Genomic DNA, 24,428 nt, shown 5'->3' with positions numbered 1-24,428 from the left:
ATTCAAATGGAGGGGAGTATAGCTGAGCAGAAGGCCTCATTAATCAATGGGTTTTGATGCAGCGCTCATGGAATGCAAAAACACCCTGGGGCATTCAGCCAGCCAGGGTGCTTTATCTATACAGAGATGCTCAGAGGGTAGCTTGACGCACCTGCTTTTCCAGCTCCAGCTTCAAGCCAGGCTCCAGTTTCAGTTGGCGGGCCAATTCGTCCAGATAGGCCTTTTCCATGAAGTTTTCTTCGTCGACCAGCATCACGCTGGCGATATACATTTCGGCAGCCATTTCCGGGGTGCTTGCCGCGCGGGCGACATCGGCCGGGTCCAGAGGCTTGTTCAGCTCGGCGTGCAGCCAGCTTTGCAGCTCGCGGTCGTTATCCAGCTTGGTGAACTCCCCCTCGATCAGCTCTCGCTCGCGCTCATCCACATGGCCGTCGGCCTTGGCTGCTGCAACCAGCGCCTTGAGAATGCCTTGGCTGTGCTGCTCGGCTTGGGCCGGTGGCAGGCGGTCGATGGTCTGCGGCTCGCCCTTGGGCGCATTGGCTTGATTGGCCTGCCAGTTGCCGTAGGCCTTGTAGGCAATGACGCCCAATGCGGCCAGCCCGCCGTAGGTCAGGGCTTTGCCGCCGAATTTGCGCGCCTTCTTGTTGCCCATCAACAAGCCCATGGCACCGGCTGCCAGGGCGCCGCCACCGGCACCGCCAAGCAGGCTGCCCAACCCTCCGCCGCCAAGCAGTCCGCCCAAGGCGCCTTTGTCGTCCTGCTTGCGTTGGCCGCCAGCCTTGCTTTGCAGCATGTCCTGGCCGGACTTGAGCAACTGATCGAGCAATCCACGGGTATTCATTCGTAGCCTCCAGACACTTGGGTTCATAGGACCAATAGGCCCTCAGCGTAAAACTAAGTGCCAAAAAGCCCCGATCTAGAGTGCTTCCAGATGTAACGCCACTGCCGTTCGCTAAAACCGATATACACTCGGACAAATCTATAAAAACACCCCACTGGTAATTCCAGCATGATGACCTTGCGTCAAATCCGGCACTTTATCGCCGTGGCCGAGACCGGCTCGATCTCCGCCGCCGCGCAGACCGCGTTTATTTCCCAGTCGACCCTGACCCTGGCGATCCAGCAATTGGAGCAGGAAATCGGGGTAAACCTGTTCAACCGCCACGCCAAAGGCATGACCCTCACCCACCAGGGCCACCAGTTCCTGCGCCAGGCGCACTTGATCCTCGCCACCGTCGACAACGCCAAGCGCAGCCTGCAACAAAGCACCGACCAAGTGGCCGGGCAATTGATCATCGGCGTGACCAGCCTGGTGGCCGGCTACTACCTCGCCGACCTGCTCACCCGCTTCCAGCGCGCCTACCCCAATGTGGAAATCCGCGTGATGGAGGACGAACGCCCCTATATCGAGCATTTGCTGGTGAGCGGCGAAATCGACGTCGGCGTGCTGATCCTCTCCAACCTCGAAGACCGCCACGCCCTTCAGACAGAAGTCCTGACCCACTCGCCCCATCGCCTGTGGCTGCCGGCGCAGCACCCGCTGCTGGAGCACGACAGCATCAACCTGGCCGATGTCGCGCGCGAGCCGTTGATTCAGCTGAATGTTGATGAAATGGGCCAAAACGCCCAGCGCCTTTGGACCAGCGCAGGCTTGCAACCCCGCGTCACGCTGCGTACAGCATCGACGGAGGCAGTGCGTAGCCTGGTGGCGGCAGGACTGGGCGTGTCGATTCAGCCGGACATGACCTACCGCCCATGGTCCCTGGAGGGCGACATCATCGAGGCACGGCCGATCGCCGACCTCAGCCAGACCCTCGATGTGGGCCTGGCGTGGCGCCGAGGCACCGCGCGTCCCGCGCTGGTAGACCCGTTCCTCACCGTGGCCCGGGAACAGCCGCACCCACGCAAGCCATCTATTTAATCGAATGCCGCATTCAGTATTTAGTATTTGTTGACCTCGCGCCTGACCACTACTCTCAGTTCATCCATAAGAGAAGGTCCGGCGCCTTGTAAGAGAACGCCCATGACCACACAAGAAAAGAGATCGCGAAAAATGTCCGGCGCGCCCACCCCGCTGCTTACTGCGTTGCTGATCGACGGCGAACTGGTCCAGGGCCAGGGATTCGCCGAGCCGATCCTCAACCCGGCCACCGGTGAAGTGCTTACCCAAATTGCTGAAGCCAGCACCGAGCAGGTCGAATCAGCCATCCTCGCGGCCCACCGCGCATTTGCCAGCTGGTCGCGGACCACGCCGCAACAGCGTTCAAACATTCTTCTGGGCATCGCCGATGCCATCGAAAAACAAGCCGATTACCTGGCCCGCCTGGAATCCCTGAACTGCGGCAAGCCGTTGCACCTGGCACGTCAGGATGACTTGAGCGCCACCGTCGACGTGTTCCGCTTCTTCGCCGGGGCCGTGCGCTGCCAGACAGGGCAACTGAGCGGCGAATACCTGCCGGGCTACACCAGCATGGTGCGGCGCGATCCAATTGGCGTCGTCGCCTCCATCGCACCGTGGAACTACCCGTTGATGATGGCCGCCTGGAAGATCGCCCCGGCGCTGGCTGCCGGTAATACCTTGGTGTTCAAGCCGTCGGAACATACGCCGCTGTCGATCCTCGCACTCGCCCCTGTGCTGAAGGACTTGTTACCACGCGGGGTCATCAACATTCTCTGTGGCGGCGGTGAAGGGGTGGGCAGCCATCTGGTCAGCCACCCGAAAGTGCGCATGGTTTCCCTGACCGGCGATATCGTCACCGGGCAGAAAATCCTGCAAGCCGCGTCCAAGACGCTCAAACGCACGCACCTGGAACTGGGCGGCAAAGCGCCGGTAATCGTGTGTAACGATGCCGACCTGCAAGCCGTGGTTGAGGGTGTGCGCGCCTACGGTTACTACAACGCCGGCCAGGACTGCACCGCCGCATGCCGCATCTACGCCCAGTCGGGGATTCACGACAAATTGGTCGCCGACCTCGGTGCGGCGGTCAGCAGCCTGCGCTTTGCCGGCAAGCGTGATGCCGACAACGAACTCGGCCCGCTGATCAGTACGCGCCAGCGCGACCGCGTGGCCAGTTTTGTCGAGCGTGCCCTCGGCCAGCCGCATATCGAGCGGGTCACGGGCGCCGCCGTGCATTCCGGCGCGGGCTTCTATTACCAGCCAACCTTGCTCGCCGGCTGTAAACAGAGCGATGAAATTGTGCAGCGCGAAGTGTTTGGTCCAGTGGTCACCGTGACCCGCTTCGATGAGCTGGAACAGGCGGTGGACTGGGCCAATGACTCCGAATACGGCCTGGCCTCCTCTGTGTGGACCCAGAATCTGGACAAGGCCATGCAGGTAGCCGCACGCCTGCAATACGGCTGCACTTGGATCAACAGCCATTTCATGCTGGTCAGCGAAATGCCCCACGGCGGCTTGAAGCGCTCGGGGTATGGGAAAGATCTGTCCAGTGATTCGCTACAGGACTACAGCGTGGTGCGCCACATCATGGCCCGCCACGGCCAACATCTTTAAAACAACAACTAAGCTTTTGCGTCACCGGTTGCACACAACTGCCCCGACCATAATTAAAGAAGAGGGAACCCCCATGTCCGCGCACAAGACCGCACTGCTCAGTGCCTTGACCTCCGCGCTGCTGGCCAGCGCCAGCATTCAGGCCGCCGAACCGCTCAAGGCGATTGGCGCTGGCGAAGGCCAGCTGGATATCGTCGCCTGGCCCGGCTATATCGAACGTGGCGAAAGCGACAAGGCCTACGACTGGGTCACAGGTTTCGAGAAGGAAACCGGCTGCAAGGTCAATGTGAAAACCGCCGCCACTTCTGACGAAATGGTCAGCTTGATGGCCAAGGGCGGGTATGACCTGGTCACCGCGTCGGGCGATGCGTCGCTACGGTTGATCGTCGGCAAGCGTGTGCAGCCGATCAACACCTCGCTGATCCCAAACTGGAAGAACATCGACCCACGCCTCAAAGACGCGCCGTGGTACGTGGTCGGCCAGCAGACCTACGGCACCCCGTACCAATGGGGCCCGAACGTGCTGATGTACAACACCAACGTGTTCAAGACCGCGCCCACCAGTTGGGATGTGCTGTTCAACGCCCAGAACCTGCCGGACGGCAAGCCGAACAAAGGCCGCGTGCAGGCCTATGACGGCCCGATCTACATCGCCGATGCAGCGCTGTACCTCAAATCGACCCAGCCGGAACTGGGCATCCAGAGCCCATACGAACTGACCGAAACCCAGTACAAAGCCGTGCTCGACCTGTTGCGCGCCCAGCAACCGTTGATCCACCGCTACTGGCACGACACCACCGTGCAAATGAGTGACTTCAAGAACGAAGGCGTGGTGGCCTCCAGCGCCTGGCCGTATCAGGTCAACGGGCTGGTCAATGAAAAGCAGCCAATTGCCTCGACCATTCCGAAAGAGGGCGCCACCGGCTGGGCCGACACCACCATGTTGCACAGCGAGGCCAAGCACCCGAACTGCGCCTACAAGTGGATGGACTGGTCGCTGCAGCCGAAGGTCCAGGGCGATGTCGCCGCCTGGTTCGGTTCGCTGCCGGCGGTGCCTGCGGCCTGTAAGGAAAGCGAACTGCTCGGCGCCGAGGGTTGCAAGACCAACGGGTTCGACCAGTTCGACAAGATCGCCTTCTGGAAAACCCCACAGGCTGAGGGCGGCAAGTTCGTACCGTACAGCCGCTGGACCCAGGATTACATCGCGATCATGGGCGGCAGATAAGGCCTTCCAAACGACCTAGGTCCCCTGTGGGAGGGGGCTTGCTCACGATAGCGGTACATCAGACAAACCTGTGTTGCCTGACACACCGTCATCGGGAGCAAGCCTCCTCCCACATTGACCGCACTCATAGATGTTTTGTTTTTTCAGAAGTCCAGGCCGGGCCGCTGCGACGACCCGCGCCTTTTTGGAGCACCGCACCATGACGCTTGCAGTCCAATTCACCCACGTTTCCCGTCAGTTCGGCGAAGTGAAAGCCGTCGACCGGGTTTCCATCGATATCCAGGACGGCGAGTTCTTTTCCATGCTCGGCCCTTCCGGCTCTGGCAAGACCACTTGCCTGCGCCTGATCGCCGGGTTCGAGCAACCGAGCGCTGGCTCGATCCGCATTCATGGCGAGGAAGCCGCCGGCTTGCCGCCGTATCAGCGTGACGTAAACACCGTGTTCCAGGATTACGCACTGTTCCCCCATATGAATGTGCGCGACAACGTGGCCTACGGCCTCAAGGTCAAGGGCGTGGGCAAGGCCGAACGCCTGAACCGCGCCGAAGAAGCCTTGGGCATGGTCGCCCTCGGTGGGTATGGCGACCGTAAGCCGGTGCAACTTTCAGGTGGGCAGCGCCAGCGTGTGGCACTGGCACGCGCACTGGTCAATCGCCCCCGCGTGCTGCTGCTCGATGAACCCTTGGGCGCCCTTGACCTCAAGCTGCGCGAACAGATGCAAAGCGAGCTGAAGAAGCTGCAACGCCAGTTGGGCATCACCTTTATTTTCGTGACCCACGATCAAACCGAAGCGTTGTCGATGTCCGACCGCGTGGCAGTGTTCAACAAAGGCCGCATCGAACAAGTCGACACCCCGCGCAACCTGTACATGAAACCGGCTACCTCATTCGTCGCCGAATTCGTCGGCACCTCCAACGTGATTCGCGGCGAACTGGCCCAGCGCCTCAGCGGCAGCGCGCAGCCATTTTCGATCCGCCCGGAACACGTGCGGTTTGCCGACGGCCCACTGGGTGCCGGCGAAGTGGAAGTCAGCGGCCTGCTGCATGACATCCAGTACCAGGGCAGCGCCACCCGCTATGAGCTAAAACTGGAAAACGGCCAGGCGTTGAACATCAGCCAGGCCAACAACCAGTGGCTGGATATCAGCAGCGGCCATCAGGTCGGCCAGACCATTACCGCGCGCTGGGCGCGGGAAGCCATGACACCGCTGACCGACATTGCAGGCGAGGTGTGACATGAGCCTGGCCCTCTCCCAACCACCGATGCGCAGGTTTTCCAACCTGCTGTACCGCAAGCCCAACCTGTATCTGGCGATGCTGTTGATACCGCCGCTGATCTGGTTCGGCGCGATTTACCTCGGCTCGTTGCTGACCTTGCTGTGGCAAGGCTTCTACACCTTCGACGACTTCACCATGGCGGTCACGCCAGACCTGACCCTGGCCAACTTCGCCGCACTGTTCCAGCCGTCGAACTTCGACATCATCCTTCGCACCTTGAGCATGGCGATTGTGGTGTCGATTGCCAGCGCCATCGTGGCCTTCCCGATTGCCTACTACATGGCGCGCTACACCACGGGCAAGACCAAGGCATTCTTTTACATCGCAGTGATGATGCCGATGTGGGCCAGCTACATCGTCAAGGCCTACGCCTGGACCCTGCTGCTGGCCAAGGGCGGCGTGGCGCAGTGGTTCGTGCAGCACCTGGGCCTGGAGCCGGTGTTGCAGTTCGTGCTGGGTATTCCCGGTGTGGGCGGCAGCACCTTGAGCACCTCACACCTGGGGCGGTTCATGGTGTTCGTCTATATCTGGCTGCCGTTCATGATCCTGCCGATCCAGGCATCGCTGGAGCGTTTGCCGCCGTCGTTGCTGCAAGCCTCGGCGGATCTGGGCGCCAAGCCGCGCCAGACTTTTATGCAAGTGATTCTGCCACTGTCGATTCCGGGGATTGCCGCCGGGTCGATCTTCACCTTCTCGCTGACCCTGGGCGATTTCATCGTGCCGCAACTGGTGGGCCCGCCGGGCTACTTCGTCGGTGGCATGGTCTACGCGCAGCAAGGCGCCATCGGCAACATGCCCATGGCAGCGGCGTTCACCCTGGTGCCCATCGTGCTGATTGCGGTTTACCTGTCCATCGTCAAACGCCTGGGGGCCTTCGATGCACTCTGAGAAATCTTCGCTGGGACTAAAGATCGCAGCCTGGGGCGGCCTGGTGTTTTTACACTTCCCGATCCTGATCATCTTCCTCTACGCCTTCAATACCGAAGAGGCAGCGTTCAGCTTTCCGCCACAGGGCTTCACGTTGAAGTGGTTCAGCGTGGCGTTCGCCCGGCCGGACGTGCTGGAGTCGATCAAGTTGTCGCTGCAGATCGCAGCCATCGCCACCCTGATCGCCATGGTGCTTGGCACGCTGGCCTCGGCGGCGCTGTATCGCCGCGAGTTCTTTGGCAAGCAAGGCGTGTCGCTGATGCTGATCCTGCCGATTGCGCTGCCGGGGATCATCACCGGTATCGCGTTGCTGGCGACGTTCAAGACGTTGGGCATTGAGCCCGGGATGTTCACCATCATCGTCGGCCACGCGACCTTCTGCGTGGTGATCGTCTACAACAACGTCATCGCCCGTTTGCGCCGCACGTCCCACAGCCTGATTGAAGCCTCAATGGACCTGGGCGCCGACGGCTGGCAGACCTTCCGCTACATCATCATGCCCAACCTGGGCTCGGCGCTGCTGGCCGGCGGCATGCTCGCCTTTGCGCTGTCGTTCGACGAAATCATCGTCACCACCTTCACCGCCGGCCACGAGCGCACCTTGCCGCTGTGGTTGCTCAACCAGTTGAGTCGCCCGCGGGATGTGCCGGTGACCAACGTGGTGGCGATGCTGGTGATGCTGGTGACGATGTTCCCGATTCTCGGTGCCTATTACCTGACCCGCGGTGGTGAAAGCGTGGCCGGGAGTGGCGGTAAATAACTTTTTTATTGAAGGCACCGAGCTCAAATGTGGGAGGGGGCTTGCTCCCGATAGCGGTGGGTCAGTTGTAGATGATGTGACTGAAAGACTGTCATCGGGGGCAAGCCCCCTCCCACATTTAGAGTCGGTTGCTTCAAGGACATAACAATAGTTTGTGGAGAGCTGAACCATGCAAACCAAATTACTGATCAACGGCCAGCTGATCGAGGGCGAAGGCCCGGCCCAAGCCGTATTCAACCCAGCCCTCGGCCGCGTACTGGTAGAAATCAAGGAAGCCAGCGAAGCCCAGGTCGACGCCGCTGTGCGCGCAGCCGATGCGGCGTTCGAAGGTTGGTCGCAAACCGCACCGAAGGACCGCTCGCTGCTGCTGCTGAAACTGGCCGACGCGATCGAAGCCCACGGCGAAGAGCTGGCCAAGCTGGAATCGGACAACTGCGGCAAGCCCTACAGCGCCGCGCTGAACGACGAGATCCCGGCGATTGCCGATGTGTTCCGCTTCTTCGCCGGCGCCAGCCGTTGCATGAGCGGCTCGGCCGGCGGTGAATACCTGCCGGGCCACACCTCGATGATCCGCCGCGACCCGGTGGGCGTGATCGCCTCCATTGCGCCGTGGAACTACCCGCTGATGATGGTCGCCTGGAAAATCGCCCCGGCCCTGGCCGCCGGTAATACCGTGGTGCTCAAGCCGTCGGAGCAAACCCCGCTGACCGCGTTGCGCATGGTTGAACTGGCGTCGGAGATTTTCCCGGCCGGCGTACTCAACCTGGTGTTCGGTCGCGGGCCGACCGTGGGCAGCCCACTGGTGAACCACTCGAAAGTGCGCATGGTGTCGCTGACCGGCTCCATCGCCACCGGCGCGAATATCATTTCCAGCACCGCTGACAGCGTGAAACGCATGCACATGGAGTTGGGCGGCAAAGCGCCGGTGATCATCTTCAACGACGCGGACATCGATGCCGCCGTGGAAGGCATTCGCACCTTTGGCTTCTATAACGCCGGCCAGGACTGCACGGCCGCGTGCCGCATTTACGCCCAAGCGGATATCTACGACGCATTTGTCGAGAAGCTCGGCGCGGCGGTCGCCAGCATCAAATACGGCTTGCAGGATGACCCGGCCACCGAACTGGGCCCGCTGATCACCGCACAGCACCGCGACCGCGTCGCGGGGTTTGTCGAGCGTGCGGTGGCACAGCCGCATATCCGCCTGGTCACCGGTGGCAAGGCGGTGGACGGCAATGGGTTCTTCTTTGAGCCGACGGTATTGGCCGATGCACAGCAGGACGATGAAATCGTGCGCCGCGAGGTGTTCGGGCCAGTGGTGTCGGTGACGAAGTTCACCGACGAGGCACAGGTGTTGGGCTGGGCCAATGATTCGGACTACGGCTTGGCGTCGTCCGTATGGACCGCCGATGTAGGCCGCGCCCACCGTTTGGCCGCGCGGTTGCAGTATGGCTGCACGTGGGTGAATACCCACTTCATGCTGGTCAGCGAAATGCCCCATGGCGGTCAGAAACTATCGGGTTATGGCAAGGACATGTCCATGTATGGGCTGGAGGACTACACCACCGTTCGCCATGTGATGTTCAAGCACTGATTAAGCGCCTCCCCGGCACCTACCTTGGGTGCCGGGTCCTACAACAATAAAATCTCAGGTTCCCACCAATGGACATCACCCGCCGCGACTTCCTCAACGGCGTCGCCATTACCGTTGCCGCAGGCATGACCCCACTGCAACTGCTCCAGGCCGCACCCGATGGCCGCTACTACCCCCCTGCCCTTACCGGCCTGCGCGGCAGCCATGTCGGCTCATTCGAAGTGGCTCACCAGATGGGCTGGGAAAAGAAAGTGTTCGACACCGAGAAATTGCCGATCACCGAGGATTACGACCTGGTGGTGGTCGGGGGTGGCTTGAGCGGTTTGTCGGCGGCATGGTTCTACCGGGAAAAGCACCCCAAGGCGAAGATCCTGATCCTGGAAAACCACGACGACTTCGGCGGCCACGCCAAGCGCAATGAATTCCAGGCCGGTGGCCGCATGATCATCGGTTACGGCGGCAGCGAGGCGTTGCAGTCGCCGAACCATCTGTACAGCCAGGAAGTGAACAGGCTGTTGAAGAAGCTCGGGGTTGATATCAAGCGCTTCGAAACCGCCTTCGACCGTCAGTTCTACCCCAACCTAGGCCTGTCGCGCGGTGTGTTTTTCGACAAGGAAAACTTCGGCGAAGACAAACTGGTGACCGGCGACCCGACGCCCATGGTGGCCGACGATATTGCGCCGGACCAACTGCATGCGCGGTCCATCAGCGACTTCATCAATGACTTCCCCCTGCCTGCAGAGGATCGCCAGGCGCTGATAGACCTGCACATGACGCCAAAGGACTACTTGCCAGGTAAGACTGCCGAAGAAAAGGCCGACCATCTGGCGGCGACCAGCTACCGCAATTTCCTGCTCAAGGACGTAGGGTTATCGGAAGGCGCGGTGAAGTACTTCCAAAGCCGTACCAATGACTTCATGGCGCTGAGCATTGATGCCGTGGCAGCGGCCGATGCCTATAGCGTAGGTTTCCCCGGGTTTGCGGGCATGAACCTGGCACCAATCAGCGAAGAAGCCGCAGCGGAAATGGAAGAGCCCTACATCTACCACTTCCCGGATGGCAACGCCTCGGTGGCGCGGTTGCTGGTGCGTAGTCTGATCCCAGGCGTAGCACCGGGGCACACCATGGACGACATCGTGCTGGCTACCTTTGACTACGCCAGGCTCGACCAACCCAAGGCGCCGGTACGGCTGCGCTTGAACAGCACCGCCGTCAGCGTGCGTAACGTCGATGGCGGTGTGCATATCGGCTACAGCCGCGGCGGCCAACTCGCACAGGTGCGCGGCAAGCGCTGCATCCTGGCGTGCTACAACATGATGATTCCGTACCTGCTCAAAGACCTGCCAGCGCCCCAGGCCCATGCCTTGAGCCAGAACGTGAAATACCCGCTGGTGTACACCAAGGTGGTAATCCGCAATTGGCAGTCCTTCCAAAAACTGGGGGTGCATGAGATTTACGCGGCGACCCAACCGTACAGTCGCATCAAGCTGGACTACCCGGTGAGCATGGGCGGCTACGATCACCCACGGGACCCGACGCAGCCGATTGGCCTGCACATGGTCTACGTGCCCACCAGCCCCAACAGCGGTATGAACGCCCGCGACCAGGCACGCGCCGGGCGGGGCAAGCTGTATGGGCAGACGTTCGAGCAACTGGAGGCGCAACTGCGTGACCAACTGCAACGCATGCTCGGGCCGGGTGGGTTCAAGCACGAGACGGATATTCTGGCGATCACGGTCAACCGCTGGTCACACGGGTATGCGAGCTTCTCCAACAGCTTGTTTGATAACGTAGATGAGAGCGAAGCGTTGATGAATCTGGCGCGCAAACCTGTAGGCCATGTGAGCATCGCCAACTCGGATGCGGCATGGAGTGCGTACGCCCATGCAGCGATTGATGAGGCTTTTCGGGCAGTGAGAGAGGTGGGATAAGTCGAAATAGTCTGGCTAAACGAAGTCTTGTGGTGAGCGGGCTTGCCCCGCGCTGGGCTGCGAAGCGGCCCTGAAGCCAAACGCCGCACGTTTTCAGACGGCCTGTGTGGTTTTCATGGGGGCCGCTTCGCGCCCCAGCGCGGGGCAAGCCCGCTCACTACAACAGCGTGCAACTCACTGACGACACAACTTGCTTCATATGAAACGTTGATGAATCTGGCGCGCAAATCTGTAGGGCCTGTGAGCATCGCCAACTCGGATGCGGCATGGAGTGCGTACGCCCATGCGGCGATTGATGAGGCTTTTCGGGCAGTGAGAGAGGTGGGCTAAGTCGAAATAGTGTGGCTAAACGAAGTCTTGTGGTGAGCGGGCTTGCCCCGCGCTGGGCTGCAAAGCGGCCCTGAAGCCAAATGCCGCACGTTTTCAGACGGCCTGTGTGGTTTTCATGGGGGCCGCTTCGCGCCCCGGCGCGGGGCAAGCCCGCTCACTACAAAAGTACGCAACTCACCTGACGACACAACTTGTTTCATATGCAACGCCATCACACAGCCATCAATCATTTTTCCTACACCATCGAACCGCTTAAGCTATCCGGCGTCTGTTTAATGTCCGTTGCGTTTGGCCGAAGGCATGTCCGAACCGTTATTTCTGATCCAGCACGTGCCAGGAACGGCGCGGGATTTGCTCACGACAGGTTGTCTCTATGCACCGCAGGAATTTGCTCAAAGCGTCCATGGCCATTGCGGCTTACACCGGTTTGTCGGCCAGCGGCCTACTGGCCGCGCAGGCCTGGGCCGGGAACCGTGCCGCCGACGGCAAGGCCGTGGCGTTCGATTTCGACGCACTGAAAGCCCAGGCCAAGCAACTCGCCGGAACCGCGTATAAAGACACCAAACAGGTGCTGCCGCCGACCCTGGCGACCATGACCCCACAGAATTTCAACGCCATTGGCTACGACGGCAAGCATTCGCTGTGGAAAGAGTTGAACGGCCAGTTGGACGTGCAGTTTTTCCACGTCGGCATGGGTTTCAAGACACCGGTGCGCATGCACAGCGTTGATCCGAAAACCCGTGAAGCCCGTGAAGTGCACTTCCGCCCTTCGCTGTTCAACTATGAAAAAACCACCGTCGACACCAAACAGCTGACCGGCGACCTTGGTTTCTCCGGCTTCAAGCTGTTCAAGGCACCGGAGCTGGACCGCCATGACGTGCTGTCGTTTCTCGGCGCCAGCTACTTCCGCGCGGTGGATTCCACCGGCCAATACGGCCTGTCGGCCCGAGGCCTGGCCATCGACACCTACGCCAAAAAACGCGAAGAATTCCCTGATTTCACCCAGTTCTGGTTCGAAACTCCAGACAAGGACGCCACGCGTTTTGTGGTCTACGCCCTGCTTGACTCGCCAAGCGCCACCGGCGCCTACCGCTTCGATATCGACTGCCAGGCCAACCAGGTGGTGATGGCGATCGACGCCCATATCAATGCGCGTACTGCCATCGAACAACTGGGCATTGCCCCTATGACCAGCATGTTCAGCTGCGGCACCCACGAGCGCCGGATGTGCGACACCATCCACCCGCAAATCCACGACTCGGACCGCCTGGCGATGTGGCGCGGCAACGGCGAGTGGATCTGCCGCCCGCTGAACAACCCCGCCAAGTTGCAATTCAATGCATTCGCCGACAAAGACCCGAAAGGCTTTGGCCTGGTGCAGACCGACCATGAGTTCGCCAGCTATCAGGACACTGTGGACTGGTACAGCAAGCGCCCAAGCCTGTGGGTCGAACCGACCACCGCCTGGGGCGAAGGCTCAATCGACCTGTTGGAGATCCCCACCACCGGCGAGACCCTGGACAACATCGTGGCCTTCTGGACCCCGAAGAAGCCGGTGGCGGCGGGTGAATCGCTGAACTATGGCTACAAACTGTACTGGAGCGCCTTGCCACCGGTGAGCACACCATTGGCCCAGGTCGACGCGACCCGTTCCGGCATGGGCGGTTTTACTGAAGGTTGGGCGCCGGGTGAACATTACCCGGACGTGTGGGCGCGCCGTTTTGCCGTGGACTTCAAGGGCGGTGGCTTGGACCGTTTACCGCCAGGCACAGGGATTGAGCCCGTGGTGACTTGCTCCCATGGTGAAGTGAAAGACTTCAGCGTGCTGGTGCTCGATAACATCAAGGGCTACCGCATCCTGTTCGACTGGTACCCGACCAGCGACAGCGTGGAACCGGTGGAGCTGCGCCTGTTTATCCGAACCCAGGACCGCACCTTGAGTGAAACCTGGCTGTATCAGTACTTCCCGCCGGCACCGGACCAGCGCAAGTACACCTGATTCAACTGTGGGAGGGGGCTTGCTCCCTCCCACACGCGTTCCACGTCGACTCTAAAACCGCGACACGCTCTTCATCGCCCCAATCAGATAACGCATCGCCACCTGATCGCTCTCGTTCAGAGCGCGATACTGCGCCAGCAACTCGACCTCATCCAAACTCAACCGGCGGCTACGCAAGGACACCCTGCGGGTCAAAAAAGACGCCACCAAACCTGCTACTCCATAGGACTTGGCCATGGACTGTTTCTCCTGATATCAATCAAATACTCCCGGCGCCCATCAACCATCTCCCGTGAAGCGCAATGCCTCCGTGGACAAACAGACTGACTCCCTGGGCCAGAAATCGGTCTTACCCTAAGCGTAGAAACAATCTCGTTACGTGTGGGATTTTTTTAGAGTATTCACTTAAAAAATTACTTCGGTAACAAATACCTACAGCGCCATCCCACAGCAACAGGCAAAAAAAACCCACCGGCTCAGGGTGGGTTTAGATGGAGCCAGCGAAGGATCAATCCCTCAAGTCAGACTCATGAATCGGTTGATCCCGATGGGTCGCGCGTTGGTACTGAGCCGGCCAGATTGCTTTGCGCCCGCCCAAGTCATCGTCGGCGTGCAACGGCCAGTACGGATCGCGCAGCAGTTCACGAGCCAGGAAGATGATATCGGCCTGGCAAGTGCGCAGGATGTGCTCGGCCTGAGCCGGTTCGGTGATCATGCCCACGGTCCCCGTGGCGATGCCCGACTCCTTGCGCACGCGTTCGGCGAAGCGCGTCTGGTAGCCCGGCCCGGTGGGGATCTCGGCATTGGCGGCGGTGCCACCGGAGGATACGTCGATCAGGTCCACGCCCAGGTCTTTGAGGCGGCGTGCCAGTTCCACGGTTTCATCGGGGTTCCAGCCGTCCTCCACCCAGTCGGTGGCCGACACCCGTACGAACAGCGGCAACTCCTGGGGCCAGACTTCACGCACGGCCTTGGTCACCTGAAGCACCAGCCGGATACGGTTTTCAAAGGAGCCGCCGTATTGGTCCTGCCGCTGATTGCTGATGGGTGACAGGAATTGGTGCAACAGATAACCGTGAGCCGCGTGAATTTCCACCACCTCGAAACCCGCGGTGAGCGCACGTTTGGCAGCGGCGACGAAGTCAGCGATCACTTGCTGGATCTGCGCTTCGTCCAGTTGTCGCGGTTGGGTGTGTTGAGGGTCAAAGGCAATCGGCGATGGACCTACCGGTACCCAACCACCGTCCTCCGGCTTGACGCTGCCATGCTTGCCGATCCACGGCCGATGGGTGCTGGCCTTGCGCCCGGCATGGGCCAGTTGGATGCCAGCCACCGCGCCCTGGGCGGCGATAAAACGGGTGATGCGTTGCAGCGGTTCGATCTGTTGGTCGTTCCACAAGCCCAAGTCCTGTGCCGTGATGCGGCCATCGGCAGTCACGGCGGTGGCCTCGGTAAAAATCAGCCCGGCGCCGCCGACGGCACGGCTGCCGAGGTGCACCAGATGCCAGTCATTGGCCAGTCCATCGTCACTGGAGTATTGGCACATCGGCGAGACGGCAATGCGGTTCAGGAGGGTCAATTGGCGCAGGGTATAGGGTTCGAGCAGCTGACTCATGGCGCACCTCTTCTGGGTTCTATGGGCACTGTTCAACAGTGCTTAGAGCCTAGTCGACAACGATCGATTGCACAGGGTTCAGACGGAAAGCGGGAGCCGATTGCCGGCTCCCGTGCAGCAGATACTTACATCTCGACCTGGGTGCCCAGCTCGATCACCCGGTTTACCGGAAGTTTGAAGAAGCGCAGGTTGCCGTTGGCATTCTTCAACATGAATGCAAACAAGGCTTCGCGCCAGCGCGCCATGCCTTCGATTTTCGAGGCAATCACCGTCTCGCGGCTGAGGAAGTAGGTGGTGCGCATTGGGCTGAAATCCAGATCATCCAAGTGGCACAACTTCAGCGCTTCGGGCACATCCGGCTCGTCGGTGAAGCCGAAGTGCAGGATCACGCGGAAGAACCCTTCCCCGTAGGAATCCACCTCGAAACGCCGCGATGCCGGGACGCGCGGGATGTCTTCATAGACCACCGTCAGCAGCACCACTTGCTCGTGCAATACCTGGTTATGCAGCAGGTTGTGCAACAGCGCATGGGGCACGGCATCGGGCCGCGCGGTCAGGAACACCGCCGTGCCTTGAACCCGATGGGGCGGCTGCACGCGAATACTGCTGATAAAGATCGGCAGCGGCAGGCCGCCTTCGTCGAGACGTTCCACCAGTAATTGCTTGCCGCGCTTCCAGGTGGTCATCAACACGAACAGCACGATCCCCGCGATCACCGGGAAGGCGCCGCCCTGGATGATTTTCGGTACGTTGGCCGCGAAATACAGCCCATCCACCAACAGGCAGCAGAGCAGTACCGGCACGGCCAGCACTGGGGGCCATTTCCACAGCAGCAACATCACCGCCGAGACGAGGATGGTGGTCATCAACATGGTGCCCGTCACCGCCACGCCGTAGGCCGAGGCCAGTGCGTTTGAGGACTCGAAGCCCAGCACCAGCAGAATCACGCCGACCATCAGCGACCAGTTCACCGCGCCGATATAGATCTGGCCCTGTTCGGCACTGGAGGTGTGCTGAATGTGCATGCGCGGGATGTAACCCAATTGGATCGCCTGGCGAGTCAAGGAGAACGCGCCGGAAATCACCGCCTGGGAAGCAATCACCGTCGCCAGGGTCGACAGAACCACCAGCGGGATCAGCGCCCAGCTCGGCGCCAGCAGATAGAACGGGTTGCGCGCGGCTTCAGGATCGCCCAGCAGCATGGCGCCCTGGCCGAAATAGTTGAGCACCAGTGCCGGCAACACCAGGATGAACCAGGCGCGGGCAATGGGCTTGCGGCCGAAATGGCCCATGTCGGCGTACAGCGCTTCGGCGCCAGTCAGTGCCAGCACCACGGCACCCAGGATGGCCACGCCAATGCCTGGATGAGCCTCGAAGAAACGCACGGCCCACATCGGGTTCAATGCCTTGAGCACTTCGGGATGCTGGCTGATGCCATAGATACCCAGCCCGCCCAGCACCAGGAACCAGGTCACCATCACCGGCCCGAACAGCTTGCCGATGCGATCGGTACCGTGTTTCTGGATCAGAAACAGCGCCACCAGCACCACCAACGCAATCGGCACAACCCATTTTTCCAGGCCGTCGAACGCCAGCTCCAGGCCTTCTACTGCTGACAACACCGAAATCGCCGGGGTGATCATGCTGTCACCGTAGAACAGCGCCGCCCCGCACAGGCCACACACGACCAGGAAACTGCGCAGCTTTTTACGTTCCCCCGCTGCCCGACGTGCCAGTGCGGTCAAGGCCATGATGCCGCCTTCGCCCTGGTTGTCGGCGCGCAGCACGAACAGCATGTATTTGATCGAAACGACCCAGATCAGCGACCAGAAGATCAGCGCCAGGATCCCCAAGACACCGTCATGGTTAACCTGAACCCCATACCCTCCGGTGAACACCTCTTTGAGGGTGTAGAGCGGACTGGTCCCGATATCGCCGTAAACCACCCCGACCGCCGCCACCAGCATGCCGATCGGCTTGGTGTTTGAATGCTCGGCACTTGCTGCCTGACTACTCGCGTGACCCATCAACCACTCCTGCCCTTTGACCTGAGGTCTCTTATAAACAACGCGCCTAAGCTGACCCTAGCATGCGCTGTTTTACTTCTCGTAACAGACGTTTTATTGACCCAAGGTTTTTACCCGTGCGCAACGGCGCGAAGCATAGCGCAGCACTCGTCACATTTCCCTGCATAAAGCTGGTCAAGTGAATTGCCCGTGGCTAGCATCGCGCTCTTTTCGATCACAGAGGCCTACAGCACTGGTTCGCTGCCTGGCCGTGCGCGACCGGCCACATACAGAGGTCGGACGTGCCCTGCCCGTCACCAACGCCAGGCCCTGAACTTGCCCTCGATTCAGATCCAACTGATACAACAAGGACGTCTATGAGAAGAGTATTTATTGCTTCGCTGGCAGTGTTATCGCTGGCTCAAACATCACTGTCCTTCGCGGATAACCTCAACGGAAAAAATATCTACCTACAGCGATGCGCCATGTGCCACGGAGCGGACATCAAAGGCACGGGCCCCTTGGCCAGTAAGAGCAACCCTCCGACACCAAACCTCACCACACCCGCGTTCAAGAAACGACTTAAGGATTATCCGGGCGTAATTGTGTCGTCGATAATACTTCGACCCAATGGAGACCTGATTCCAAAAACCTTGCGAGAGAACGGTGTGAAGCTGCCACCGTTCGCTTGGCGGATTAATGATCTGCGCGATTTGAATCAGTACATGACGGGTGTGATTTCAATGAGTCGGTGAGCTTGAGGTAAGCGTTGGGCACTTATAGAACACGCCGGCCAGCAAAAGAGCACTCGTCGCATTTCCCCGCATAAAGCTGGTCAAGTGCGCCGCCCATCGCTAGAATTGCGCACTTTTTGATCAGAGGCACACCAAGTGCCCGTCCACCGCCTTGTCGTGCCCGACTGGCGGCGTCATTCAATACCGAGGTTAGACATGTCCACCACCATCGCAAAAGCCAACCCTAAGGTTGGCTTTGTTTCCCTGGGTTGCCCGAAGGCTCTGGTCGACTCCGAGCGCATCCTCACGCAACTGCGTATGGAAGGCTATGACGTTGTGTCCACTTACCAGGACGCCGACGTGGTGGTGGTCAACACCTGCGGCTTTATCGACTCGGCCAAGGCAGAGTCCCTGGAAGTGATCGGCGAAGCCATCAAGGAAAACGGCAAGGTCATCGTGACCGGCTGCATGGGTGTGGAAGAAGGCAATATCCGCAACGTGCACCCGAGCGTGCTGGCCGTGACCGGTCCGCAGCAGTACGAGCAGGTGGTCAATGCCGTGCACCAAGTAGTGCCGCCGCGCCAGGATCACAACCCGCTGATCGACCTGGTGCCGCCGCAAGGCATCAAGCTGACCCCGCGCCACTATGCGTACCTGAAGATTTCCGAAGGCTGCAACCACAGCTGCAGCTTCTGCATCATCCCGTCGATGCGGGGCAAGCTGGTCAGCCGCCCGGTTGGTGACGTGCTCGACGAAGCCCAGCGCCTGGTCAAATCCGGCGTGAAAGAGCTGTTGGTGATCTCTCAGGACACCAGCGCCTACGGCGTCGACGTGAAATACCGTACCGGTTTCTGGAACGGCGCGCCGGTGAAAACCCGTATGACCGAACTCTGCGAAGCCCTCAGCAGCCTGGGCGTGTGGGTGCGCCTGCATTACGTTTACCCGTACCCGCACGTAGACGAACTGATCCCGTTGATGGCTGCCGGCAAGATCCTGCCGTACCTGGACATCCCGTTCCAGCACGCCAGCCCGAAAGTGTTGAAGGCGATGAAACGCCCAGCTTTCGAAGACAAGACCCTGGCGCGCATCAAGAACTGGCGCGAGATCTGCCCGGAGCTGATCATCCGTTCCACCTTCATCGTCGGCTTCCCCGGCGAAACCGAAGAAGACTTCCAGTACCTGTTGGACTGGCTGACCGAAGCCCAACTGGATCGCGTCGGCTGCTTCCAGTACTCCCCGGTGGAAGGTGCTCCAGCCAACCTGCTGGACCTGGCCGTGGTGCCGGACGACGTCAAGCAAGACCGTTGGGAGCGTTTCATGGCGCACCAACAGGCGATCAGCTCGGCGCGCCTGCAATTGCGTATCGGCAAGGAAATCGAAGTGCTGATCGACGAAGTCGACGAGCAAGGCGCGGTTGGCCGCTGCTTCTTCGACGCGCCGGAAATCGACGGTAACGTGTTTATCGACGATGCCAGCGGTTTAAAGCCGGGCGACAAGGTCTGGTGCACCGTGACCGACGCCGACGAATACGACCTGTGGGCCGAAAAGCGCGACTAACGCTGTAAAAATTTAAAAAAGCCCTGCTTCTGGACAAGATGCGGGGCTTTTTTACGTCTATCGTTTTGCCCATCAGCACCGATCACAGCAAGGGGCAGCGGGCATGCGTCAGCATTCGATTATCCATACACCTAAAATCAGCGACTACGCGGAGTTGGCGCGGATCTGGGAGGATTCGGTGCGGGCCACTCATGACTTTTTACCCGAGAGTTACATCGTACTGCTCAAGGGGCTGGTGCTGACCCGCTACCTGGACTCGGTGATGCTGATCTGCACCAAAGACTCACGCCAGCGCATCACCGGGTTTGCCGGGGTTGCGGCGGGCAAGGTGGAGATGCTGTTTATCGACCCGCAGCACCGTGGTCAGGGTCTTGGCCGACAGCTGCTGTGGTATGCGATCGAGCACATGAATGCCCAAGCGCTGGACGTCAACGAACAGAACCCACAGGCCCTGGGGTTTTACTTGAAACTCGGGTTCGAGGTGATCGGACGCACGGAGCATGATGGTTTGGGCCAACCTTATCCGTTGCTGCATATGCGTTTGCACCAGCTACAACAGCAGGAGCGTCAGGGCTAAATGAAATGGGGCCGGGATTAACCGCGCCCACACAGGTACAATAGCCGCCCCCTTTTGTTACGGCCCTTGTCATGACTGACCCCATACGCCTCTCCAAACGCCTTATCGAACTGGTCGGTTGCTCCCGTCGGGAGGCTGAGCTGTTTATCGAAGGCGGCTGGGTCTCGGTGGACGGTGAAGTGATCGACGAGCCGCAGTTCAAGGTCACGACCCAGAAAGTCGAACTCGACCCGGACGCCAAGGCGACAGTGCCTGAACCGGTGACCATTCTGCTGCACGCCCCTGCTGGCGTGGATGCCGAGACAGCCATGGCCTCGATCAGCGCCGAAACGCTCTCCGAAGAACACCGTTTCAGCAAGCGCCCGCTCAAAGGTCACTTCCTGCGCCTGACCGCCAGCGCCGACCTGCAAGCCAAGGCCAGCGGCCTGTTGGTGTTTACCCAGGACTGGAAGATTCTGCGCAAGTTGACCGCCGATGCCACCAAGATCGAGCAGGAATACGTGGTAGAGGTCGAGGGCGACATGGTTGCTCACGGCCTCAACCGCCTCAATCACGGTCTTACCTACAAGGGCAAGGAGCTGCCAGCAGTTAAAGCCAGCTGGCAGAACGAAAACCGCCTGCGTTTCGCGATGAAAAACCCGCAGCCAGGCGTGATCGCGCTGTTCTGTGAAGCCGTTGGCCTGAAGGTCGTGGCGATCCGCCGCATCCGTATCGGCGGCGTGTCCATCGGCAAGGTGCCGGTCGGTCAATGGCGTTACTTGTCCGGCAAAGAGAAGTTCTAAGCCGCTCCCCTTTTCTCGACACCGCCTGATGGGCGGTGTCCTCAGTTGAATACCAGGACTGCCCACCATGATTCACAACGACGTACTGCGCAGCGTGCGCTACATGCTCGACATCAGCGACAACAAGATGGTCGAAATCATCAAGCTCGGCGGCATGGACGTAACCAAGGAAGACCTGCTGACCTACCTCAAGAAAGATGAGGAAGAAGGCTTCGTGTTCTGCCCGGATGAGGTCATGGCGTACTTCCTCGATGGTCTGGTGATCTTCAAGCGTGGCAAGGACGAAAGCCGTCCGCCGCAGCCGATCGAAACCCCGGTGACCAACAACATCATCCTGAAAAAGCTGCGTGTAGCCTTCGAACTGAAGGAAGACGATATGCACGCCATCCTCAAGGCTGCCGAGTTTCCGGTGTCCAAGCCGGAGCTGAGCGCGCTGTTCCGCAAGTTCGGCCACACCAACTACCGTACCTGTGGTGACCAGTTGCTGCGCAACTTCCTCAAGGGCCTGACCCTGCGGGTTCGTGCGTAAGCCATGAGCTATCAGGTCTCACCCGTCGGCTTCGTACGCTCCTGCTTTAAGGAGAAGTTCGCCATTCCGCGCCAACCACAACTGGCGCCAGCGGCCCGAGGCGTGCTGGAACTGGTGGCGCCGTTTGACCAGGGTGAGGCAGTGCAGGGCCTGGAGCAGGTCAGTCACGTGTGGCTGTTGTTCCTGTTTCACCAGGCCCTGGAAGACAAACCACGCCTCAAAGTGCGCCCGCCACGCCTGGGCGGTAACACGTCCATGGGCGTGTTTGCCACCCGTGCGACCCATCGGCCCAACGGCATCGGCCAGTCGGTGGTGAAGCTGGACAAAGTGGAACCGGGCCGACTGTGGATTTCCGGGATTGATTTGCTCGATGGCACGCCGGTGTTGGATATCAAGCCGTATGTGCCATATGCCGATAGTGTCGCGGACGCCACCAATGGCATCGCCAGTGATGCGCCGGACCTGATTGGCGTGCAATGGCTGAAGACCGCCCTGCTGCAAGCACAAGACCACGCTCAACGCCTGGGAGAGCCTCTGGTGGAGTTGATTGATCAGTGCTTGGCGCAGGATCCACGGCCGGCGTACCAAAAGCCTGGGCCTGAGCGCGAATATGGCGCGCAGTTCTGGGACGTGGATGTGCGCTGGCACTATCCCGAGGCGGGGATGATTTGTGTGCTGGAAGTACTCCCAGCCAACTGAATAAACCGGAAGCAAAATGTGAGAGGGGGCTTGCCCCCGATAGCGGTGTGTCAGTCAGAGATGTATCAACTGACACTCGCTCATCGGGGGGCAAGCCCCTCCCACATTTGGATCTTCTTTGTTGCTTGGTCAGCACATGGGCTGACGGGATTACTTCTCGACGAACGCACGCTCGATCAAGTAATCACCCGGCTCACGCATGCGCGGCGAAACTTTCAGGCCGAAGCTGTTCAACACTTCGCTGGTTTCATCCAACATGCTCGGGCTGCCGCACAGCATGGCGCGGTCGTCCTCGGGGTTGATCGGCGGCAGACCGATGTCGCTGAACAGCTTGCCGCTGCGCATCAGATCGGTCAGGCGGCCTTCGTTTTCGAATGGCTCGCGGGTCACGGTAGGGTAGTAGATCAACTTGTCACGCAGGGCCTCGCCGAAGAATTCGTTCTGCGGCAGGTGCTCGGTGATGAACTCGCGGTAGGCGACTTCGTTGACGTAACGCACGCCGTGGCACAGGATCACTTTTTCGAAACGCTCGTAGGTTTCCGGGTCCTGGATCACGCTCATGAACGGAGCAAGGCCAGTACCGGTGCTGAGCAGGTACAGGTGTTTGCCTGGCTTCAAATCGTCAAGCACCAAGGTACCTGTCGGTTTTTTGCTGATGATGATCTCGTCGCCTTCCTTCAAGTGCTGCAATTGGGAAGTCAGCGGGCCATCCGGCACCTTGATGCTGAAGAACTCCAGATGCTCTTCCCAGTTCGGGCTGGCGATGGAGTAAGCGCGCATGAGCGGGCGGCCGTTGGGCTGTTGCAGGCCGATCATCACGAACTGACCGTTCTCAAAGCGCAGGCCCGGATCGCGGGTGCACTTGAAGCTGAACAGAGTGTCGTTCCAGTGATGAACACTGAGGACACGCTCGTGGTTCATGTTGCTCATGTACGGGTAACTCCTGGAAATGGGTCTGCGCCAAATGTAGCTGCGCAATTGCACAGCATTCTAATGGCGGCGACAATATCTGTTAACTGGATTATTAAGATAAGGGTTATCGGTTATATAGATATGCGATTTACTCTCCGTCAACTGCAAGTCTTCGTCGCCGTCGCCCAGCAGGAAAGCGTCTCGCGCGCTGCTGGCCTTCTGGCCTTATCTCAATCGGCAGCCAGCACCTCGATTACGGAGCTGGAGCGTCAATCCAGCTGCCAATTATTCGACCGCGCCGGTAAACGCCTGAGCCTCAACGCCCTGGGCCATCAGCTTCTGCCCCAGGCAGTAGCGCTGCTGGACCAAGCCAAGGAGATCGAAGACCTGCTCAACGGCAAGTCCGGCTTCGGCTCTCTAGCCGTCGGCGCGACCCTGACCATCGGTAATTACCTGGCCACCCTGCTGATCGGCAGCTTCATGCAGCAGCACCCCGAGAGCCAGGTAAAGCTGCATGTGCAGAACACTGCCAATATCGTGCATCAGGTTGCGCACTACGAAATTGACCTGGGTCTAATCGAAGGCGACTGTAGCCACCCCGATATAGAGGTGCAAACCTGGGTGGAGGATGAGCTGGTGGTGTTTTGCGCGCCTCAGCATCACCTGGCCAAGCGAGGAATGGCCACCATGGAGGAGCTGACCTACGAGGCGTGGATTCTGCGCGAACAAGGCTCAGGCACACGCCTGACCTTCGACCAGGCCATGCGTCATCACCGCAGCGCGCTGAACATCCGCTTGGAGCTTGAGCACACCGAGGCAATCAAGCGCGCCGTGGAGTCGGGATTGGGGATTGGCTGCATCTCGCGCTTGGCACTGCGCGACGCGTTCCGCCGTGGCAGCCTGGTGCCGGTTGAAACCCCTGACCTGGACCTTGCGCGGCAGTTTTACTTCATCTGGCATAAACAGAAATACCAGACCTCGGCGATGCGCGAGTTTCTGGAACTGTGCCGCGCATTCACCGCTGGGGTTCAGCGCAGCGACGAGATCGTGCTGCCGAACATCGCTTGATCGTTAGATCAGTATCACGGCCCACACCAGGGTAATCATGGTCAGTGCCACAAATTGCGCGGCGCTGCCCATGTCCTTGGCGTTTTTCGACAGTGGATGGCGGTCCAGGGAAATGCGGTCGATGGCTGCTTCTACGGCCGAGTTGAGCAATTCGACGATCAAGGCCAGCAGGCACACTGCAATCAGCAGCGCCCGTTCGACACGACTGACGTTCAGGAAAAAGCTTAGCGGGACAAGGATGACATTCAGCAACACCAACTGCCGGAACGCGGCCTCGCCAGTGAACGCTGCGCGCAGGCCATCCAGGGAATATCCCCCAGCATTGAAGATACGTTTGATACCGGTTTGACCCTTGAAAGGCGACATAGACGTAGGCAACTGAACCAAAGAAGTGG

General features: G+C 59.9%; 22 protein-coding genes and 1 pseudogene. 17 read left to right on the top strand and 6 right to left on the bottom strand.

Features of this window, described 5'->3' with window-relative positions:
* Positions 1-130: 130 nt before the first annotated feature.
* Positions 131-841 (bottom strand): tellurite resistance TerB family protein, encoded by a 711-nt coding sequence (locus LRO94_RS06800; RefSeq protein ID WP_179179456.1) that lies wholly within the window; start codon positions 839-841, stop codon positions 131-133.
* Positions 842-1,009: 168 nt separating this feature from the next.
* Between LRO94_RS06800 and LRO94_RS06795 the strand changes: the two genes are divergently transcribed.
* The 10 genes and pseudogenes from LRO94_RS06795 to LRO94_RS06755 all read left to right on the top strand — a co-directional run bounded on the left by LRO94_RS06795 (position 1,010) and on the right by LRO94_RS06755 (position 13,554).
* Complete coding sequence (locus tag LRO94_RS06795; RefSeq protein ID WP_032891728.1) at positions 1,010-1,921, top strand: LysR family transcriptional regulator; 912 nt, start codon at positions 1,010-1,012, stop codon at positions 1,919-1,921.
* Between the two features lie 132 nt (positions 1,922-2,053).
* Positions 2,054-3,511, top strand: coding sequence for a gamma-aminobutyraldehyde dehydrogenase (locus LRO94_RS06790; protein ID WP_177434247.1), 1,458 nt, complete (start codon positions 2,054-2,056; stop codon positions 3,509-3,511).
* A 73-nt stretch (positions 3,512-3,584) separates the two neighbouring features.
* Positions 3,585-4,736 (top strand): putative ABC transporter substrate-binding protein YdcS, encoded by a 1,152-nt coding sequence (gene ydcS, locus LRO94_RS06785; protein WP_179179457.1) that lies wholly within the window; start codon positions 3,585-3,587, stop codon positions 4,734-4,736.
* A 199-nt stretch (positions 4,737-4,935) separates the two neighbouring features.
* Complete coding sequence (locus tag LRO94_RS06780) at positions 4,936-5,970, top strand: ABC transporter ATP-binding protein (RefSeq protein ID WP_179179458.1); 1,035 nt, start codon at positions 4,936-4,938, stop codon at positions 5,968-5,970.
* A 1-nt stretch (position 5,971) separates the two neighbouring features.
* Positions 5,972-6,901 carry an ABC transporter permease gene (locus LRO94_RS06775; RefSeq protein ID WP_032891733.1) on the top strand — a complete coding sequence of 310 codons (930 nt, stop codon included), beginning with the start codon at positions 5,972-5,974 and terminating at the stop codon, positions 6,899-6,901.
* Complete coding sequence (locus LRO94_RS06770; protein WP_032891735.1) at positions 6,891-7,700, top strand: ABC transporter permease; 810 nt, start codon at positions 6,891-6,893, stop codon at positions 7,698-7,700. The genes LRO94_RS06775 and LRO94_RS06770 overlap by 11 nt, the downstream gene beginning before the upstream one ends.
* Before the next feature lie 169 nt (positions 7,701-7,869).
* Positions 7,870-9,294, top strand: coding sequence for a gamma-aminobutyraldehyde dehydrogenase (locus LRO94_RS06765; protein WP_179179459.1), 1,425 nt, complete (start codon positions 7,870-7,872; stop codon positions 9,292-9,294).
* A gap of 68 nt (positions 9,295-9,362) precedes the next feature.
* Positions 9,363-11,225 (top strand): NAD(P)-binding protein, encoded by a 1,863-nt coding sequence (locus tag LRO94_RS06760; protein ID WP_179179460.1) that lies wholly within the window; start codon positions 9,363-9,365, stop codon positions 11,223-11,225.
* Between the two features lie 201 nt (positions 11,226-11,426).
* Positions 11,427-11,555: pseudogene (locus tag LRO94_RS28010) on the top strand (hypothetical protein); the annotation flags it as partial.
* 373 nt (positions 11,556-11,928) lie between these two features.
* Entirely contained in the window at positions 11,929-13,554 is a 1,626-nt protein-coding gene (locus tag LRO94_RS06755) for a glucan biosynthesis protein D (RefSeq protein WP_032891741.1), read from the top strand.
* Between the two features lie 51 nt (positions 13,555-13,605).
* On the opposite strand, the gene LRO94_RS06750 is transcribed toward LRO94_RS06755, so the two are convergent.
* The 3 genes from LRO94_RS06750 to LRO94_RS06740 form a co-directional block, all read right to left on the bottom strand.
* The gene (locus LRO94_RS06750; protein WP_032891743.1) at positions 13,606-13,791 is read right to left on the bottom strand and encodes a hypothetical protein; all 186 of its coding nucleotides are present in this window, start codon (positions 13,789-13,791) and stop codon (positions 13,606-13,608) included.
* Between the two features lie 271 nt (positions 13,792-14,062).
* Positions 14,063-15,169, bottom strand: coding sequence for an NADH:flavin oxidoreductase/NADH oxidase (locus LRO94_RS06745; RefSeq protein WP_032891746.1), 1,107 nt, complete (start codon positions 15,167-15,169; stop codon positions 14,063-14,065).
* Between the two features lie 125 nt (positions 15,170-15,294).
* Positions 15,295-17,196, bottom strand: a complete 1,902-nt coding sequence (locus LRO94_RS06740) for a potassium transporter Kup (RefSeq protein ID WP_032891749.1) — start codon at positions 17,194-17,196, stop codon at positions 15,295-15,297.
* Positions 17,197-17,552: 356 nt separating this feature from the next.
* On the opposite strand from LRO94_RS06740, the gene LRO94_RS06735 reads away from it, so the two are divergent.
* From LRO94_RS06735 to tsaA, 6 genes are all read left to right on the top strand, one after another.
* Entirely contained in the window at positions 17,553-17,930 is a 378-nt protein-coding gene (locus LRO94_RS06735; protein WP_095183977.1) for a c-type cytochrome, read from the top strand.
* Between the two features lie 195 nt (positions 17,931-18,125).
* The gene (gene rimO, locus LRO94_RS06730) at positions 18,126-19,466 is read left to right on the top strand and encodes a 30S ribosomal protein S12 methylthiotransferase RimO (protein ID WP_046384502.1); all 1,341 of its coding nucleotides are present in this window, start codon (positions 18,126-18,128) and stop codon (positions 19,464-19,466) included.
* Between the two features lie 103 nt (positions 19,467-19,569).
* Positions 19,570-20,043, top strand: coding sequence for a GNAT family N-acetyltransferase (locus tag LRO94_RS06725; RefSeq protein ID WP_032891753.1), 474 nt, complete (start codon positions 19,570-19,572; stop codon positions 20,041-20,043).
* Between the two features lie 71 nt (positions 20,044-20,114).
* The gene (locus LRO94_RS06720) at positions 20,115-20,825 is read left to right on the top strand and encodes an rRNA pseudouridine synthase (protein ID WP_032891755.1); all 711 of its coding nucleotides are present in this window, start codon (positions 20,115-20,117) and stop codon (positions 20,823-20,825) included.
* Between the two features lie 67 nt (positions 20,826-20,892).
* Positions 20,893-21,354 carry a YehS family protein gene (locus tag LRO94_RS06715; protein ID WP_032891756.1) on the top strand — a complete coding sequence of 154 codons (462 nt, stop codon included), beginning with the start codon at positions 20,893-20,895 and terminating at the stop codon, positions 21,352-21,354.
* Between the two features lie 3 nt (positions 21,355-21,357).
* On the top strand, positions 21,358-22,053 hold the full coding sequence (gene tsaA / locus LRO94_RS06710) for a tRNA (N6-threonylcarbamoyladenosine(37)-N6)-methyltransferase TrmO (RefSeq protein WP_099601244.1): 696 nt from the start codon (positions 21,358-21,360) through the stop codon (positions 22,051-22,053).
* Between the two features lie 150 nt (positions 22,054-22,203).
* On the opposite strand, the gene fpr is transcribed toward tsaA, so the two are convergent.
* The gene (gene fpr / locus LRO94_RS06705) at positions 22,204-22,983 is read right to left on the bottom strand and encodes a ferredoxin-NADP reductase (protein ID WP_003189055.1); all 780 of its coding nucleotides are present in this window, start codon (positions 22,981-22,983) and stop codon (positions 22,204-22,206) included.
* 123 nt (positions 22,984-23,106) lie between these two features.
* Here fpr and LRO94_RS06700 point away from each other — a divergent pair, with 123 nt between their 5' ends.
* Entirely contained in the window at positions 23,107-24,033 is a 927-nt protein-coding gene (locus LRO94_RS06700; protein ID WP_179179461.1) for a LysR family transcriptional regulator, read from the top strand.
* Positions 24,034-24,036: 3 nt separating this feature from the next.
* Here the strand turns inward: LRO94_RS06700 and LRO94_RS06695 are convergent, their stop codons facing one another.
* Entirely contained in the window at positions 24,037-24,399 is a 363-nt protein-coding gene (locus tag LRO94_RS06695) for a diacylglycerol kinase (protein WP_032891758.1), read from the bottom strand.
* Positions 24,400-24,428 lie beyond the last annotated feature (29 nt).

The organism is Pseudomonas sivasensis, from assembly GCF_021391435.1.
Lineage (GTDB): Bacteria > Pseudomonadota > Gammaproteobacteria > Pseudomonadales > Pseudomonadaceae > Aquipseudomonas > Aquipseudomonas sivasensis.
The sequence above is the reverse complement of the archived record's forward strand: the minus strand, read 5'-3'. Positions and strand labels throughout refer to the sequence as shown.